Source organism: Chlorobiota bacterium (assembly GCA_016700335.1).
Classification (GTDB): Bacteria; Bacteroidota; Ignavibacteria; order OLB7; family OLB7.
In genome coordinates this window covers 1561805-1580250 of sequence record CP065014.1, presented here as the reverse complement: position 1 = coordinate 1580250, position 18446 = coordinate 1561805, and the positions used below count along the sequence as shown (strand labels likewise).

12 protein-coding genes are annotated in these 18446 nt (G+C 26.7%); 7 read left to right on the top strand and 5 right to left on the bottom strand.

What is annotated here, in order from left to right; all coding sequences use genetic code 11:
- Positions 1 to 11 precede the first annotated feature (11 nt).
- From dnaX to IPP08_06450, 3 genes are all read right to left on the bottom strand, one after another.
- Positions 12 to 1727, bottom strand: a complete 1716-nt coding sequence (gene dnaX, locus IPP08_06460; protein QQS65432.1) for a DNA polymerase III subunit gamma/tau — start codon at positions 1725 to 1727, stop codon at positions 12 to 14.
- Between the two features lie 46 nt (positions 1728 to 1773).
- The gene (locus IPP08_06455; GenBank protein QQS65431.1) at positions 1774 to 2244 is read right to left on the bottom strand and encodes a ferritin-like domain-containing protein; all 471 of its coding nucleotides are present in this window, start codon (positions 2242 to 2244) and stop codon (positions 1774 to 1776) included.
- A 70-nt stretch (positions 2245 to 2314) separates the two neighbouring features.
- On the bottom strand, positions 2315 to 4012 hold the full coding sequence (locus IPP08_06450; protein QQS67798.1) for an ABC transporter substrate-binding protein: 1698 nt from the start codon (positions 4010 to 4012) through the stop codon (positions 2315 to 2317).
- A gap of 224 nt (positions 4013 to 4236) precedes the next feature.
- Here IPP08_06450 and IPP08_06445 point away from each other — a divergent pair, with 224 nt between their 5' ends.
- Positions 4237 to 5271 (top strand): MBL fold metallo-hydrolase, encoded by a 1035-nt coding sequence (locus IPP08_06445; protein ID QQS67797.1) that lies wholly within the window; start codon positions 4237 to 4239, stop codon positions 5269 to 5271.
- A 31-nt stretch (positions 5272 to 5302) separates the two neighbouring features.
- Here the strand turns inward: IPP08_06445 and IPP08_06440 are convergent, their stop codons facing one another.
- Positions 5303 to 6790 (bottom strand): amidophosphoribosyltransferase, encoded by a 1488-nt coding sequence (locus IPP08_06440; protein ID QQS67796.1) that lies wholly within the window; start codon positions 6788 to 6790, stop codon positions 5303 to 5305.
- A gap of 182 nt (positions 6791 to 6972) precedes the next feature.
- Between IPP08_06440 and IPP08_06435 the strand changes: the two genes are divergently transcribed.
- Genes IPP08_06435 through folB form a run of 3 tightly spaced genes read left to right on the top strand, consistent with a single transcriptional unit; the run spans position 6973 to position 9782 of the window.
- Positions 6973 to 8424 (top strand): tetratricopeptide repeat protein, encoded by a 1452-nt coding sequence (locus IPP08_06435; protein ID QQS67795.1) that lies wholly within the window; start codon positions 6973 to 6975, stop codon positions 8422 to 8424.
- Positions 8425 to 8430: 6 nt separating this feature from the next.
- A complete protein-coding gene (locus IPP08_06430) occupies positions 8431 to 9414 on the top strand; it encodes a glycosyltransferase (GenBank protein ID QQS67794.1) in 984 nt (327 codons plus the stop codon).
- A gap of 2 nt (positions 9415 to 9416) precedes the next feature.
- Positions 9417 to 9782, top strand: a complete 366-nt coding sequence (folB, locus tag IPP08_06425) for a dihydroneopterin aldolase (GenBank protein QQS67793.1) — start codon at positions 9417 to 9419, stop codon at positions 9780 to 9782.
- Between the two features lie 53 nt (positions 9783 to 9835).
- On the opposite strand, the gene IPP08_06420 is transcribed toward folB, so the two are convergent.
- On the bottom strand, positions 9836 to 12022 hold the full coding sequence (locus IPP08_06420) for a tetratricopeptide repeat protein (GenBank protein QQS67792.1): 2187 nt from the start codon (positions 12020 to 12022) through the stop codon (positions 9836 to 9838).
- A gap of 259 nt (positions 12023 to 12281) precedes the next feature.
- Between IPP08_06420 and IPP08_06415 the strand changes: the two genes are divergently transcribed.
- Genes IPP08_06415 through IPP08_06405 form a run of 3 tightly spaced genes read left to right on the top strand, consistent with a single transcriptional unit; the run spans position 12282 to position 18430 of the window.
- On the top strand, positions 12282 to 13238 hold the full coding sequence (locus IPP08_06415) for an Omp28-related outer membrane protein (protein QQS67791.1): 957 nt from the start codon (positions 12282 to 12284) through the stop codon (positions 13236 to 13238).
- Positions 13239 to 13251: 13 nt separating this feature from the next.
- Positions 13252 to 15849, top strand: coding sequence for an IgGFc-binding protein (locus IPP08_06410; GenBank protein QQS67790.1), 2598 nt, complete (start codon positions 13252 to 13254; stop codon positions 15847 to 15849).
- A gap of 19 nt (positions 15850 to 15868) precedes the next feature.
- A complete protein-coding gene (locus tag IPP08_06405) occupies positions 15869 to 18430 on the top strand; it encodes a hypothetical protein (GenBank protein QQS67789.1) in 2562 nt (853 codons plus the stop codon).
- The last annotated feature ends 16 nt before the right edge of the window (positions 18431 to 18446 follow it).

Here is an 18446-nt window from a genome sequence, read left to right as displayed (position 1 = left end):
TCGTTAAAAAATTATAAAACTTTAGTAGCATTTAATAACTCAATTATACCCTTTAGATAAGGATTATTAATTTCATTATTCAAATTGCTATCTATCAATCCTAAATCTTTAATTGAAGGATTTTTTCCTAATAAAAACTCTAAACTATAATTATTTCCAAAGTACTTATTAAATTTTATATTTATATATTCTAAACTTCTATTTAACATTGAAAATGAAGTTTGATTTTCAACATAGATTTTAACTGATTTATCTACTATTTCTGAGGGAAAAAGATTTGTGATCTGATTAAAAATTGAAGGTTTTTCTGTAATTGTTTTTAAAAATAAGTCCCAATTTGTATTTAAGAAATCAATAGTTAAATCAGTTTTTTTTTTAATATTATTTTCTAAATTTTCAGTAATTCCTTTCTTAAAATTTTCAACTATCTCTTTATTCCCTAGTTCTTTTTTAAATCCATTTTGAGTTGAATCAATAGCCTTATTTACTAAGGAGTACTTTTTTTTTTCTTCAATAACTGAGTTTGGCTTTGAAATTGAATTAACATTTAAACTATCCTCAATTCCTTCAAATGAATTAGAATTAGTTATTATAGAAATTAATTCTTCTATCTTTAAAACACTATCCATAGTTGCCAATTGAGTTAGTAACAATTCTAATCTTAATCTAGGTTGTGATGCAAATTTAATATTCTGTTGAGCTTGAAGAGTTAATTGCAAACTTCTTATAATATCACCCTGTTGAAATAAATTAGAATCTGATTCATATTTCTCAATATAACTGCGGGCTGCTTCAATTAACTTAGAATTACTATTTATAATTACTGTTAAAAAATTTCTGAAATGTTCTGATAGTCCAATTAGAAATTCTTGAATATCATAACCACTTATAATAATATCTGAAACAATTTCAAAAGCTTGAGAAGTTGATTTACTATTAATCATATCTGTAACTCTGAAATAAAATCCTTGATCAATTATACTAAGAGCAGAATTTACCTTATCAAATTTTATATCTAATCCACAAAAAGCCACAACTTGATCAAAAATAGATTGCGAATCTCTCATCGATCCATCTGCTTTTCTGGCTATAATAATAAGTGAATCATCATCAATTTTAATATTTTCTTTTTCAGCAATAAATTTTAACCTACTAACGATATCATTTATTTGCATCCTTTTAAAATCAAATCTTTGACATCTTGATAGAATTGTTGCTGGCAACTTATGTGGTTCAGTTGTAGCAAATATGAAAATTAAATGTTTCGGTGGTTCTTCTAAAGTTTTTAACAAAGCATTAAAAGCTGAAGTAGATAACATATGAACTTCATCAATTATATAAAGTTTAAACTTTCCAGAAATAGGTGGATACCTTGCATTTTCTCTTAATTTTCTTATGTCGTCAACAGAATTATTAGAAGCTCCATCAATCTCAACAACATCCATTGATCTGCCTTCAAGTATTTGCGTACATGAATCACATTTATTACATGGTTCTTTGTTTTCAGAAGGATTTAAACAATTTAGTGCTTTAGCTAAAATTCTAGCAGTTGTTGTTTTGCCTACACCTCGAGGACCATTAAACAAATAAGCATGATGCAATCTTCCACTTATAATTGCATTAATTAAAGTTTGGGTAATATGTTCCTGACCTAGTACTGATGCAAATTCTATAGGTCGCCATTTACGAGCAGTAACTTGGTATGAATTATTTTTATTATCAGTCATAATCTGTTTAATTAATTATCTATTAAAAAATTAATAAATAGTTAGGTTACCTATCTAACATTTTTTCAACTTCATCAATATGTTCAATTTCTTGAATCATAATGTTTTCTAAAAACATTTTAAGCTTAGTCGTTGTAAAATTGCTATCATCTCCTTCACCAATGCAATCAATAAGTTCTTTATATTTATTAAATGTAGTCTTTTCAAAATGAACTGCAATTTTTAACATTTCATTCACATCTGAATATTTTACTGAATAAACAATTTCATTTGGATTTGATGGATTATATTTACCATCTCCTGGTTGGGTTATTGGAACACCACCTAATGAAACAATTTTATCTCCCACCAAAGTGCCATGCATAATTCCTTCACTCGCTTGAGTTCTAAACCATTGTGATAATTGAACTCTATCTTGACCTTTCACAAAGTAAGAAAAATGAAGATACATATTAGAGCCAGCAAGTTCAAAACCTAAAATTTGATTAAGAACATTACATATTTGATCGTTAGTCATTTTTTTTAATTAATTTATTTTTGATTGATTAATTTGTTTTTATATTTAAGTATTAAAAATTAACAATATCTTAATTATCATCGAGATATACTTCTTTGATTAAATCATACCTTGCCATTGCATCAAGAGGATTATTTCTAACATTTTTTTTAAGTAATCTAAAATGTCTTTCATAAGTAATTGGTATAATTGGTGCTTCATTAATTGCTATTTGTTCTGCCTGTTTATATAAATCTAACCTTAATTTTTGGTCATTTGTTTGAACTGCTTTTAAAAAAAGTTTGTTAAATTCTTCATTATTATATCTAGTACTATTAGGATAACTTGGAAGAGTATCTGATTTTGGTACAAGTTTCCCATTTAATAGATTTAAGTATGTTTCTGGGTCAGGATAATCTCCATACCATCTAGTTCCCCAAAATGATATTTTCCCAGATTCAGCTTGAGACATTAACTGTGGAAAATCAATTTGCTGTATTTTAACTTTGATATTTAAATTTTTCTGCAACATATCTTGAACTGCCTCTGCTACTTGTTGTAATCTTGGCTCTGGGTAAATTGTCAATACTACTTCAGGGAAATTTACTCCATTTTTATAACCAGCTTTTTGAAGTAATTCTTGAGCTTTAGCCACATTAAATTTATATCCATTAATACTGTTTACATCATATCCATGAAATACTGGTGGCGTAATTCCATTGTTAGCAGATGAAAATGGTGAGTTTTCTAATACATACTTTACTATTTTATCTTTATCAATAGCGAAATTAAATGATCTTCTTACATCAACATTGTTAAATGGAAATTTAACAGTATTCATATCAAAAAACCAAGTTAACATTGCTGCAGAATGTTGCAGTTGGAAATCTATAAATTCATTTTTTAATTTCAAAGTATTTACATCAACAACAGATTTAAAAAGCTCAGTAGGAATATTCCAACATTCACTTAAATCACCATTTGTGAAATTACTAAACATTACTTTATCATCTTTTATAAAAGTAAATTTAATTTCATCTAAAAATGGAAGTTGCTCACCACCACTTGATTTACCCCAATATTTTGAGTTTCTCTTTAAAATTATTTCTTCATTTTGAGACCATTTATCAAATACAAAAGGACCAGTACCAACAGGATTTCTAAAATAATCTTCCTTATAGTAATCAATTGCTTCTTTAGGAACAATAAATCCTAATGAGTTTACAAGTGAATATATAAATGGTGAATAAGGAGTAATTAACTCAATTATAAAAGTTGAATCATTCTCTACTTTAAAACCTGGAACATCTATTTCCTTTTTACTAGAATTGATTGAATTAAAATAGGCTGTAGCTCCTTTAACTTTATCTTGAAAAGCCCAAAATTGTACAGATCTAGTTCTTGGATCACAACATCTTAAAAGTGAATACTTAACATCACTTGCTATCATTTTTCTTCCTTTTCCATCTTGAAAACATTTATTATCATGAAAATAAACATCTGTTCTTAAGTTGAAAATGTATTTTAATCCATCATCTGAAATTGTTGGTAGGGACTTTGTTAACTCAGGAACCAGAATTAATTTTTCATTTAAATCAATAAGTCGATCATATATTTGTGATGAGATATCATCTGCATGCTTTGAATTGATTAATACAGGATCTAGAGCATTAGGGCTTCCTCTTAGTATGTTAATTACATAACTTCCTCCATATTTACTTTTTGAATCTTGAACTGATATTTGTTTTTTATCTTTATTACAAGAAATTAAAATAAAACTAATTAACATTATTTTAAACAAGTACGATTTCATTAACTTCCTCTTTTGAGATATTAATTTAAATTATTTTTTTAAAAATTAAATTCATAAACTATTTATGTTACGAAGATAAAAAATATTTTGTGCATTTATTAAAACATTAATAATTTGTTGTTAAATCAATCTTTTAAATATTGATTAATATTTACTCAAAACTCACAAAATCTATCATATTCAAATAATAAATTCTTTTCATGCTAATTACAGTTTTAATTATAACTATTCTAATTTCAATAATATTTATTTTAAAAGGAGTTTATTCGCCAAATTATAAAGGGGAAATTTCAGATCATTTTAATGGAACAGAATTTTATTCACCTTATAATAAATCTGAAGTTAAAGGAATTAAAATTTTGTTAAAATGGATTTTACATAGAGAAAAAGGTGTTTGGAATAAAGTTTCTAATCTTGAATCAGTCTTAAAAAGAAATTATATTAATAGCTTAGGTGATCTAGATATTGTATTTATAAATCATTCTACATTTATTATTCGAATAGATGGAATAACTATAATTACTGACCCAGTATTTGATAAATGTGTAGGATTGTTTGGAATTTATGGACCAAAAAGGATGCAACCAACTGGTTTGAAAATTAATGAGTTAATGAAAGTTGATTTAGTTTTAATTAGCCATAATCATTATGATCATTTGGATATAATTTCATTAAAGAAAATTTTTAGAAAATATTCACCAAAGATATTAACTCCTTTAGGTGTTGGTAATTATCTTAAAATGAATAATATAAATAATTATTATGATTTAGATTGGTGGGATGAAACAGAAGTTAATTCTGAGATATCAATTGTTTGTGTACCAGCAAATCACTTTTCTGGAAGAGGGTTAACAGACCGAAATAAAACATTATGGTGTGGATATATTATAAAATCAAAATACGGATTTGTTTATTTTGTTGGTGATACTGGGTATGATGAGAAATTGTTTAAGGAGATTGGTAAGAAATTTGGTGATATATCTCTATCATTAATTCCTATTGGGGCATTCAAACCAGAGTGGTTTATGTCACCAGTACATGTGTCACCAGAACAAGCTATTAAAATTCATTTTGATGTTAAATCAATCAAAAGCATAGCTATGCATTGGGGAACTTTCCAATTAGCAGATGATGGAATGTACGAACCAAAAACTTTGTTAGATTCATTAACAGATGAAATGGGAATTGAAAATTTTATTGCTTTAAAAAATGGAGAATCTATTAAAATTAGGTAATAAAGATTAAACATATTAACAATGGATTTCTTTACTCTTCAAGTGCTAATTTGGTTGCTTTCAAATCAATCTCTACTGGATAATTACCAGTAAAACAAGCAGTACAATAACTTTCACCATTATCTTTTGGAACTGCGTCAAGCATCCCTTCCACACTTAGATATTGAAGAGAATCAACTCCAATTTCTTTCCGAATTTCTTCTATATTCGAATCCATTTGATTTGCAATTAATTCATCTTTAGATGGAAAATCCATTCCATACTTACATGGGTGGGTTATTGGGGGGGATGTTACTCTAAAATGTATCTCTTTAGGTTTTGCTTCTTTAACCAAATTTATCAGAGCTTTTGAAGTTGTACCTCTAACAATCGAATCGTCAATCAGAACAACTTTTTGATTCTCTAAAACTCCTTTTACCACATTAAATTTAGTTTTCACTTTAAACTCTCTATTTGATTGACCGGGAGAAATAAAAGTTCTTCCTACATAATGAGACCTGATTAAAGCTAATTCAAATCTTGTATCAGCATTTTCTAATTCATTGTTTTTTTGAGCATAACCTAATGTGGCTGTATTAGATGAATCTGGAACTGGAACTACAATTATTTTAGAATTATCATTTGAAGAAACACCACCTTCTTCAGCAAGTTTTTTCCCTAACTTTCTTCTAACCTTATCAACACTATGACCGAAAATTTTACTATCTGGTCTTGAGAAATAAATGTATTCAAAAATACAATGTGCTGGTTTTGGTTTTATAGACTCAATTTGAGAAGAAAAGATTTTACCAGTATTAACAGTTTCATTATTTATAAAAATTATTTCATTTGGTTCAACATCTCTAACGTATTCAGCTGAAATTATGTCAAGCGCACAAGTTTCAGAAACTATAAAATATGAATCATCTTTTTTACCAATACACATTGGTCTGAACCCTCTTGGATCTCTTGCTGCAAATAATCCATCATCAGTTAAAATTACAATCGAATAAGCTCCTTCAACTTTTTGTAAAGAATCTTTTATCCTTCCAAGTGTAGTATTTTCTTTACTTCTTGCTATTAAATGAAGAATTAATTCTGAATCTGTAGTAGTTTGAAAAAGCACACCTTCAGAACTAAGCTCTTTCCATAATTGAACTGTATTAGTGAGGTTACCATTATGTGCTAATGCTAGATTTCCTTGATGGTAGGAAACATAAAATGGCTGAATATTTGCTCTTTTGTTAGTTGCACCAGTCGTAGAATATCTATTATGTCCAATTGCACAATTGCCAGTTAAGTCATTAGTTAAATTATCTTCGTTAAAAACATCTAATACTAAACCATGACCTTTATGAATAGAAAATTTTTTTTTCCCATTTTTGTGTTTAAGATCAAAAGAAGTAACAATACCAGCCGATTCTTGACCACGGTGTTGAAGTGAATGTAGACTATAATAAGTCATAACTGATGCTTGAGGATGATTAAAAACACCAACTACACCACAATTACAAAGAGGTTTATCAATTTCATGATTCATATTGCAACAAAATTACGAAATTATATTATACTCATTTACTAACATTTTTAATAATCTAGATTTTATTAAAAAATTAAATTATTTCATTTTAAAACTTAAATTTAGAAAGTTTAATTACTATTGTTAATTTTGAAGAATGAAATTGAGTTCAATTGCTAACAATAAAATTATTTATAAATATATTGAGTTTGTTCGAAAATAATCCAGAAAATTTTAATAGAGAAGATGATAAATCAAATCAGAAACGAAATGATTACTTATCAAATTTAAGAAAAAAAATTATTGAGAATAATCTACATGAAAATGTTGGAGCAATTAATGAAGATTTGTTAGAAGAAATTATTACTCTTTCTTTAGAAACAGAAGAATTTAATGAAGCCCTTGATGTGTTAAAATATTGGAAGTTAATTTCTCCTTTTTCATTTACTCCACATATGCTTGAAGGAGTTGTTTATACTGCTATGAAAAAGTATAGAAAGAGTTTGAATTGTTTCAAAAAAGCAGAACAATATTCACCCAATGATAGTACTATACTACTTCAAAAGGCTTTAACATATGAGTTAATGAACTTGTATGAAAATGCTTTGAAATGTTATAATGTTATTCTTGAATATCATATAGATAATTCAGAAGCATTGTTTAATAAGGGTAGATTATTATTTGAAAAAGAGAAATTTGAAAAAGCAGAAGTAATTTTTAAACATTTGATTAAAGATATTGATTTTGGTGAGTCTTCTACCCATTATCTTGCTCTTTGTTTTGAAAACACAGATAGAGAAGAAGATGGTTTAAAAGTTTTTGAAAAATTGATTGAAAGAGACCCATACAATTCAAATAATTGGTACAACAAAGGTATAATATTAGATGATTTAGGCAGACTTTATAAAGCACTGGAAAGTTATAATATGGCTTTATTATTAAATCCTGATTTGTATGCAGCTCTTTTTAACAAAGGAAATATTCTAGCAGATTTAGGAAAATCTTCTGAGGCTATTCAAGCATTTAGTTTATGCTTAAAGGATACTCCAGAAGATGGATTAATTTCATATGGATTAGCTACCGTTTATGAAGAATTAGGTGATTTTAAAACTGCTTTGATTTACTATTCAAAAGCAATTGAGCTCGATTTCAATGGAAAAGATGAAGAAGAAATAATTCCAGATTGTAAAATGGGTAAAGCAGTTTGTTTATTAATTTTAAAAAAATATCAACTAGCTTTAGAATGTTTTTTATCAATTATATTGTTACACCCAAATTACAATAATCTAGGCAGAGTTTACTTTTTAGTTGCTTTTATATACAACAAACAAAGGAAATTTAAATTAGCAAATGATTATAATATCTTAACTGTTATCGCAAAACATGTAAATTCTGATTTGTTAACTAATATGTGTTTTACACATTTTTCTACAGCTAGTTATATTGATTTAATTAATATTGTTGATAATTGGATAAATAATTCAGATATAAATAATTTTCATTTAGCCTTGAAAGAGTTTTCAATAATTAATTTAGAATCAAATAAAAAACTTTTTTCAATAAAAGAAGTTAAACATAAAATTAAAACAATTGTAAATAATTTAAATGTTTCTGAAATTAAAGAATCCATGGAAATTATAGACATATTAATTTAAAAAACATTGAAAAACCTAAAATCTAATGTAATTACGTTACCTAAAGTACATATATTTTTTTTAAACTTTAATAGGTGCAATGAAGTAATAAAATCATTAAATGATTTTCTAAAAGTAAATTATCCTATTGAGAGAATTCACTTTACAGTGATTGATAACAATAGTACTGATGGGTCTAAAATGAAAATTGAAAGTATGTTTGACTCAAAATTGGTAAGTGTTGTTCAAAATGTAAAGAATTTAGGATCTACTGCTAGAAATATTGGGATATTAAATAAATCTGCAGATTATAACTTTGTATTCGATGATGATATTTCACCAACAAACCCAAATATAATTTTTGAAACAGTTATACTTCTAGAGAACAATAAGTATTTCGGAGCATTATGTTTTAGATGCATTAATTATTATTCAAATCAAACTGAATATTCAAACTTTAGTGAAATAGCATCAAGAAAAACTATTGACAACTTGTATGAATGTATGTCGGTAACTGGAAATGGAATGTGTTTTAGAACCACAGCTATGAATGGGTTTACTGGGTATGAAGATTGGATGTTTTGGGGGGGTGAAGAATTTCCTTTTGCTATGAAAATGTTGTTTAATAAAATACCTATTGCTTACTCAGAACAAATTGGAATTTTTCACAGAAGGGCAGATAGAATTATTACATCTGAAAAATCTATTGAAATTGAAGTAAGAAATAATCTATGGACTGCTTTTAAATTTTTTCCATTACCAATTGCAATTTATTTTTCACTTCATCACTTTTTTAGAAGATTTTTATTGAATCTAGTTAGGGGTAACAAAGAAAATGTTATTGCTTCTTGCATTGGGATTAAAAAAGGACTTCTCGGATTAAATAAAATTTTCTCAAATAGAAATACATTGACAGTTTCTGCCTTAGCTAGGCATAATAGATGGTTCATTAACCTATTTTTCAGAGTTAGAAATACAAAAAAGAATTTTTTAGAATTTGGACATCCATAATTATGACTAAAATTAAAATAAATAATGTTGAATTATATGCCTATCATGGAGTGAGTTTAGAAGAGAAAAATTTAGGTGGAAAATTTTCTTATGATTTAGAAATTACTTTTGATATTTCTAAAGCAAGCCAGACTGATAATATTGAGGATACTATTGATTATGCTTTTATGATAAACTTAGTTTCTGAATTTATTTTAGTAAATAAATTTAATCTTTTGGAAAAATTAGTTGTTGAAATTTGCAAATTGGTAATATATAAATTCCAAAATATTCAAAAAATAAAAATTAATTTAAGAAAGCATCAACCACCAATAAATTGCTATATTAATAGCGTTGAGCTTGAATATGAGTTAATAAATTTTATATAATTTAAATCTAATTGTCTCTATTATAATTTTAATAAAATCTGACTATAAGAATCCTATTTTTTCTTTTTTGAAATTGGTAAATATTTTTTCTTAGAAACAGGAACAGGGGAAGTTATAGAATCAATAGGTTGAATCTTAATATTTTTTACTGATTGGGTTTGAATTGGTAAAAATTTAGCATCATTTTTTTTCCCTTTGATAGCTTTATTTTTTATGATGGGCTGAATAACTGAATCTATAGTTTTAGGTTTTGTTTTTGAATCAATATTGTTATTTAAATAATCTTCTGAATGATCAAAATTTATATCATCACTTTTAAAAAGTGGAATCATTTTGTCTAAAGGATCACCTGTATATGTTTCTCTATTTGGAATTAATCCTATTTTACCAACTCTCATTAAAGAATCCAATTTCATAGGATCCAAAGAACCATTAAATTTTAATCTTGCATTCAAAACAGCATCAATTATAGGTTTAATAGCAATGGCTTGAGGACTTTTAGGAAAAATATCCAATAAATTTTGATATGTAATAAAAGCACTGTCTAAAAAAGAGAATTGTTCTTCAAACAATAAACCAATTGCGTAATAAGTTTGAGGAGCAATATCTGAGTTAGAATAATTTAAAATAATTTTATTAAATTGAGAAAGTGCTTTTTCTTTTTCACCTACCCTCATTAAACTTAAACCTGAAACATACAAATCTAAAGCAGTATCTGTCTTTGCATAGTCAGTATAACCAAGTCTTAATCTTGCATCTTGAGCAAATTCTGTTAATTGATAATTATCTACTAATTCTTGTAACAATGAATCAGCAATTTTATATTTACCATTTTCTAAATGGTTCATAGCAATAGCATATATAATTTGTCCAGATTGATAAGTTCCTTTTGTAGCCTTTTGAAGAGCAAATTGATAATACAATTGCATTGAATCCTTCTTGTTTAGTGCATTAAATGTTCTGGCAATATTATATAATGCCTCAGATTGTTTTACATCAATAGAATCTGAAATTTGGCTTTTACTTCTAACTTGTTCAAGTGAATTTATTCTTTTTTGTTGCTCTAAATAATAGCCAAGAAGATTTGTATATTTTCTTGCTCTTTTTTGAAACTGAGTATTTGCATTTTGGGTCCTAGTAAAATTCATCCATGCAGAATTATAATCACCAGTTCTTAAAGCTCTTACTCCTCTCTCATATAATCCATACATGGAATATGGTTTGTCTTTGTATGTTGTATCAAAATATTTCAACTTTTCTTCGGTTAATAATTCAACACCAGACCTAGATGAATTCAAGTTAACTTCCTCAATTTCAGCTAAACCTTTCCATTTGAAAAAATTATCATCGTTTAGAATAATATCTAAATTCATTTGAGCATTATTATATTTGTTTAGTACTCTGTAAGCTACTGCTTGTTGCAATAAAGTTTCAAATTTAGTTAAATCATTAGGTGAATAATTTTTCACTTTCTCGAATTCTAGTATTGATTTTTCAAAATTACCACCTCTATATTGGATTAAACCAATTTCATATTGCCATCTTGCAGATTCTTCATTATTTGAGCTTAAAGTCAAAGCTTTATAATATGGCTTCAAAGCCCCTTCAATATCTCCATTGTTTATATCAATATCTGCGTTTAATCTGTATGCCTCTGTTAATACATTTTTTTGTTTATGATAAAAAGCAGCATCGATTGCACGTGAAATTTGGATCTTAGCAGAATCAGGTTTTGCTTGTTTTAATAGATCCATTGCCCAATACAAGTGTCCTTGAGGAATATATGTACTTCTCGGATTTGTATTAACAAGTTCAGCAAATTTTCTTTGAGATTGAAAATAATCTCCCAAATAAAAATAACTTTTTCCTATATAAAATAATGCGCCATCTAAGTAATCACTATTTGTATTCCTTGATAAAAGCTTTGATCCTTTAATTAAAATTGAATCTAACTTAATTTTGTTTGATTGTTTCTCTTTTTCGTTTAAAGTTCTTTTTTCTAAGTGAGGATAATAACCGAGTCCTTTTGACTGATCATCATCATTTGGTATGTAAAACGATGGTTGTGGATTTGATTCATCTCTTATATAATCTGTTTCGTCAGCAATTTCTTTGTCAATTCTTTCTATATTCCAGAATAAATTATAAAATGTACTGAAATTATTCCAAGTTTTACAAGAAGAAATAAATGGAAGTATTAGTAATAATGTTAATAAACGTATTTTAATTTTGTGAATCATTTTATAATTTAAATCTCAATTCTAACGCTTGATTATGTAATTTTGTGATGGACAAATTTAACTATTATGTGTAACTTAAAAGTTATTATTGAGTCTTTATATTTGTAAAAAATTGATAAACATCCAATCATTAAAAACTATTATTAATTTCTAAAATACAAACATTATGAGTTATTTAAAATTTAAAAAATTATTCAGTTTCTGTTTACTATTTATTTTAATTATAAATACTTTTGCATTTTCTCAATTTCCAAGAAAAGTGTTAATAGAAGAATTTACAAGTGCAACTTGTATACCTTGTGTGGCAGCAGGACCAATTTTAAATAAAGCTGTTAAAGAAAATAATGGTATGGTGTTAACAATAAGATATCATATGAATTATCCTAAACTTGGAGATCCTATGAATATAGCTAATAAAGATGAAAACAACAAACAAAGAGAAAAATATGGAGTTTCTGGTATTCCTGATGCAAAGATAAATGGTGATATAACAATTGCACCTACTCAAGAATCTGAAGTAAAAAGAGGAGTTAGTGATGAGTTAAAAACCAAATCTCCTCTCTCAATATTGGTTAATCAAAGTATCAATAATCAAGAAGTGACTGATTCTGTTTTTGTAACTGCAGGAAATTCTTGGATAGGAGATGGAACATATAAATTGTATTGCACTCTTATACAAAATCATTTATACTATAATGATACAATACCAAACACAAATGGTGAAAAAGAATTTTTTGATGTTTTTGTTAAAACTTTACCTAATCTATTAGGTGAGAATTTTTCTATAAAAAAAGGTGAAACTAAAAATTATGTATTTAAGTATTCTATAAATTCACCTTTATGGGAAGTTAATAAAATATTTGCAATTGCTTATGTTCAAGATATTGCAAATCAAAATAAAATTATTCAATGTGGATCGGCAGAACAACCAAAAACAAATGTTAATTTATTGAAAGAAAATGAGAATGCATTTGTTTACCCCAACCCAACTACTGAATTACTTACTTGCAGATTGAAAAGTAATAATTACAAAAATGTTAATTATTCGGTATATGATGTTAATGGTAAAATGGTACTAAAAAATATTGTAAATAATCCTGTTTCTAATACTGAAGACTTTGTTATTGATGTATCATCTTTATTAGCTGGAACATACGTAATATCCATTTATGAAAATCAGAATTTAATTAATTCATCTAAATTTAATAAAAAATAATTTAAAATAAAAAATGAAGTTCGTAAAAATTATTCTATCAATATTTTGTTTCCTTTCGATAACTACTAGCATAAAAGCTCAAGTTGCAGGATTAGGAAAAGAATTCTTTTTTGCTTTTCCATCAAATTGGGAACAATCACAACCCTTTAGAAACATCAGAATCTATTTACTATCAACAAAAAAAACTGAGGTTAAAGTATGGGCTGGATCAGTTCTTAAAAAAACTGTTTTCACTATTCCAAACGATGTAGTATCAGTTGATTTGCTTCCACAAGAAGGACAAGTCTTTACAAAAAGTGATACTAAAATTGTGCCTCGAGATAGTGTATATATTGATAAAGCATTACATGTAAGATCTGTGGATCCTATTGCAGTTTATGGAATGAATAGTATAACAGGAACAAGGGAAGGTATGACAATTTTACCAGTTAATCAATGTGGAAGGGATTATATTGTTTCAACTGCTCCAGGCTTATCTTCAAGTAGTCAATTGTTATGTTCACAGTTTATGATTACAGGTTTGTATGCTTCATCTCAAGTATTTATTACTTTACCAAAACATACAATAACTGGATCAAGAGATTCATCAGTTGAAAAGTCATTTGAGGTTTCTTTAAATAGAGGAGATGTTTATAGTTTAATGTCTAAAGATGAAGTGAATGATTTAAGTGGTGCAATTATTACTTGCAACAGACCAATTGCAGTTACAGCTGGTACTCAATGTAGTATTTTACCCCTTAGCGAATTTCAATACTGTGATCACGTTTCTGAAATGTTGCATCCAATTACTAATGCTGGTAATTTATTTTATACAGTTCCATTTCCTTTAAGAGAAAAAGGTGATTTGTTTAAAATATTTGCAACAGAAGATTCAACAGATGTTTATTACAATGATGAAACACCAGTTAGAATAAATAGATTTGGTAATGATTTAGAATTAAGAGAATCATGGTATACTACTTTACCAATTGCATCAAACTTATCAAAAATAAGATCTAATAAGCCTATTCAGGTAATGCAATTTAATAACTCTCAATCTTATGATAAAGTTAAAAGCGATCCTTATGGAGTTGTTTTAACACCGTTTAAAAATTATAGTAATAATTATTTGTTTTATGTTGGGGATTTACAAAGCAATTTTATAAACATTGTATGTGATTCAAATGAATATTTAAATATTGAATATAAAACTGGTGAAAATGGAACATGGAAAAAAATATCTGGTCTTACGCCAATTAGAAAGAATTTTTATTTTGATGGAAATATTGGATTAACTTTAAAACTTGGAACTGGGGCTTACCAAATAAGAGGAACAAAGCCATTCCATGGTATAGTATGTGGGAATAGTGATTCAGAGGGTTATGGTTTTCCATTTACAAATAATATTAATTTGGGATTTATTCCTGATACAATTAATCCTATTACTTCAATAATTAGCTCAGATTGTAGAAAGGGAAGTTATACTATTCGGGCACAGGATTTGCCATCAATAGATTCAATCAGAATTAATTTATATAAAATTGAAGATGTTGAGTTATCAAATTATAAATTAATTGTTGATCCAATAAATGAAGGAGTTACAATATCTTCAAATTACAAATTAGAAGTAATGGATGTTAGAAAAGGTGCTCAAGCAATTGTTGCTGTATATGACTATAATGGTAATACTAAATTGGATACATTTATTTATAAACCTAAATTAATAAGTACTGAGAAGAAGATTATTGATATGGGACTAAAAATAGGTGAATTCAAATTACTAAATAAATTAACTATAAAAAATGAATTAACTAATCCTACTGATGTAGTGTTATCATTAAAAGATAATTCAGGGTTTGTTATCAATTCTCCAAAAAGATTAACACTTCAAAGTTTAGGTACTTCTGAAATAATTGTCGAATACAATAACTCTAAAGTAGGACCATCAATTGATACACTTTTAATATCAGATGATTGCGGACCAATCTTAGGAATTGAGCTAAGTGCTAAAACATTAGCCCCTAGCGAAATTGGAGCTTTAGATTTAGATTTTGGATCTATTGATTTAAATAAAATAAACGTTCAAGATCTAATTATAAAAAATAATTCTCAAAGTGAGAGTATATTAAGTATTTCAGATATAAAACCACCTTTTGATTTTGGAGCTTTTAAATTCACAGAAGGTATTCCACCTTATCCAATTCAGATTGATAATGGAAAATCAGTAAAAATTAAAATTAGTTTTAAACCTCAAATTGAAAAAAAATATATTGATTCTGTTATTGTTACAAGTAATTCAATTACAAATGGATCAAATAAATATCAAATTAATTTAATCGGAACTGGAGTTCTAGGTATTGGTAATGTAAATGATTTTGATAAAAATGTAATTTTAAATGCTTTCATATCAGAAAAAAATTTAAAACTAGAATATACTGTTTTAGGTACTTCATTTTTATCAGTCAGTTTATATGATATTTCTGGGAAATCTATTACTTCAATTTTTGATGGTAATGTAAATGGAAAGAATACAATTTTAAAAGATATATCTGAATTACCAACAGGACAATATTATGTTTATTGCGAGTTAAATGGAAAAAAAGTTAAAATCATAAAAATCTATAACAATTAATTTAAAAAATAAATATTTTATGATTAGGTATTTTAGTTTGTTAATATTAATGATGTTTGTTATTTTAAATAAATCATTTTCTGAATTTGGATATGGTAATGAATTTATGTTTGCAGTACCGTTAAATATTAATCAAGGTACAAACCAAAAACAAATTAGAATGTATATTTCATCTACAATAAGAACAGAGGTGAAAATATTTATTAACAATACAATTCTTAAAAGATCAATATTTACAATTCCAAATGATGTAATTACTTTTGATTTTAATTCAGTTGAGGCAGAATTGTTTGCATTTGAAAATGGTGTAAATGTTCCTGATGATCAAATATATAGATCTAAAGCTGTTCATATTATTGCTCATGATCCTATTGTTGTTTATGTTGTTAATCAGAATGGTAATTCTGGTGATGGTATGTGGATTCCACCCGTACATCAATTGGGTAGGCAATATATTGTTCATGGTTCACAATCCTTTTCTGCTCCTTCACAACTTTTGATAACTTCTGTATATGATAACACTGTTGTATCAGTTTCAATGCCTAAAAACAAAGGTACTGTAAGCCACGATTCGATTGGATTTTCATATACATTAAATCTTGATCGTGGAGATGTTTATAATGGATTTGCTAAAAATCAAAATACAGATTTTTCAGGTGCTATAATACATTCAACTAGACCTATTGCAGTATCAGTGGGAACTCAATGTATAAAGAAAAATAATGTTGATTATCCATGTGAATATGCTTCAACAATGTTGATGCCTTATTCGAGTTGGGGGGATAGGTATGATATTCAATCTTTCAGGAATAGTTTAATTGGCGAAAAAGTGAGTGTATATTCATTTGATGATGAAACCAAAATCTTTATAAATGGGAAGTTAGATACAATTTTCAATAATCCAAGAATAGGATTTGATATTGGTCATAAAGAGTATAACTTAATTGATTCTGTTTATACTATAACATCAAGCAAACCAATATCTATTATTCAGACAAATAAAGAGCAGTTAAATAATGACCTCCCATTTTATTTCAATCTAACACCATTTAATCAATATCAAAAAGAATATAAGATTATAGTACCAACATCTGGATTCCAAAATCATTATATAACATTAATTGGTGAGAATCTAAATAAGGATAGTATAAAAATTTATAATAGTCTAAATGGATTGTGGGATAAAATCACAATTGCATGGTCATTACTTAGTATTGAACAAATAAATTCAACAACAACTGGTTATGTTTTCAAAACTAAATCTTCAGGTTATTTTGGTATAAAAAGTAATACTGCATTCACAGGATATAGTTATGGAGATGTTTCTTCTCAAGCTTATGGAATGCAATTTCCAAGAGATATTAAATCAGATTTAGCACAAGATTTAGAAAATCCTAGAATATTAAAGGTATCAAAACAATGTAATGGTAATATTACAGGTTCAATAGTTGATTACCCTAGAAATGATTCTATTAAAAGAAATTTGTTATACATAGATTTATTGCAAACTAGTGAAAATTATGCTCTGAAAACCAATGAATTTGTACCGGGTTTATCTGATAGTATAACTTTTAATTTAAAACCAATAGATTTTAACAAACAAGGAATTGCTTATATAGCTGTTTCTGATGTTTCTGGAAATATTACTAAAGATACTATTAGGTATGAACCTTTAAATTCTATAAAATTTAGTTCTAAAAAAATAGATTTTGGAAATGTTGAAGTTGGTCAATCTGCTTCCAAAAAAGTTACTATTTATAAAGCTTTAATCGATTCAATATCTATTGTTGTAAAAAGCAGCAATGTTAGATTTAAAGTTATTGATCCAACTGAGAAATTTAATCTTTATAACAAAGATAGTGTTGTAATAGAAATTGAATTTAATTCAAACACAGCAGGTGAATTTGCTGACTCTATAGGATTTAAAGATAATTGTGGAGATTTTTATTTTGCTTCATTGTATGCAAAAGTATTAGGTAATCCAGTTATTGAAGTATCAGATATTAATTTTGGTACTGTTGAAAAGGGACAAGAAGTAACTTCTTCTTTTAAAATTGTTAATAGTTCTAATGAACCAAGTTTGTTAATTATTAATGATATTAAACTCCCTTCAAATCCAGAATTTTTTTTGATAGATGATATAGCTTCTTTTTTACCTTTAAAAGTTGCAAGTGGAGAGTCTAAAGAAATTAAAATTAAGTTTAAACCATTTTATGCTAAAATATATATAGATTCTGTTGTGTTAATTTCTAATGCAACTGCTCTTGATCGAGATGCACTATTAAGGGGAGTTTGTGTCGTGAAATCAGTAAATGAATTAGATAATAAAATACTTGAAAAAGCTTCACTAAATGTTATTGATAAAACTATGAAATTATTAGTTTCAGTAAACTCTAACATAAATTATAATATCAAATTATATAATGAGGGAAGCGAATTAGTTTATAACATTGGTGAAATTAAGTTAAATAAAGGTGAAAATACTTTTCAATATAAAATTAATTTACTTCCAAGAGGTAATTATTTTCTAATGATAATAGATAGTAAGAATAATAGTAAAACTTTGAAATTTCAATATTAAAAAAGCTCCCTCAATT

What these genes read in the sequence shown, in the direction of transcription:
- dnaX (QQS65432.1), bottom strand. Translation starts at nt 1,727, where the DNA reads ATGACTGATAATAAAAATAATTCATACCAAGTTACTGCTCGTAAATGG.
- IPP08_06455 (QQS65431.1), bottom strand. Translation starts at nt 2,244, where the DNA reads ATGACTAACGATCAAATATGTAATGTTCTTAATCAAATTTTAGGTTTT.
- IPP08_06450 (QQS67798.1), bottom strand. Translation starts at nt 4,012, where the DNA reads ATGTTAATTAGTTTTATTTTAATTTCTTGTAATAAAGATAAAAAACAA.
- IPP08_06445 (QQS67797.1), top strand. Translation starts at nt 4,237, where the DNA reads ATGCTAATTACAGTTTTAATTATAACTATTCTAATTTCAATAATATTT.
- IPP08_06440 (QQS67796.1), bottom strand. Translation starts at nt 6,790, where the DNA reads ATGAATCATGAAATTGATAAACCTCTTTGTAATTGTGGTGTAGTTGGT.
- folB (QQS67793.1), top strand. Translation starts at nt 9,417, where the DNA reads ATGACTAAAATTAAAATAAATAATGTTGAATTATATGCCTATCATGGA.
- IPP08_06420 (QQS67792.1), bottom strand. Translation starts at nt 12,022, where the DNA reads ATGATTCACAAAATTAAAATACGTTTATTAACATTATTACTAATACTT.
- IPP08_06410 (QQS67790.1), top strand. Translation starts at nt 13,252, where the DNA reads ATGAAGTTCGTAAAAATTATTCTATCAATATTTTGTTTCCTTTCGATA.
- IPP08_06405 (QQS67789.1), top strand. Translation starts at nt 15,869, where the DNA reads ATGATTAGGTATTTTAGTTTGTTAATATTAATGATGTTTGTTATTTTA.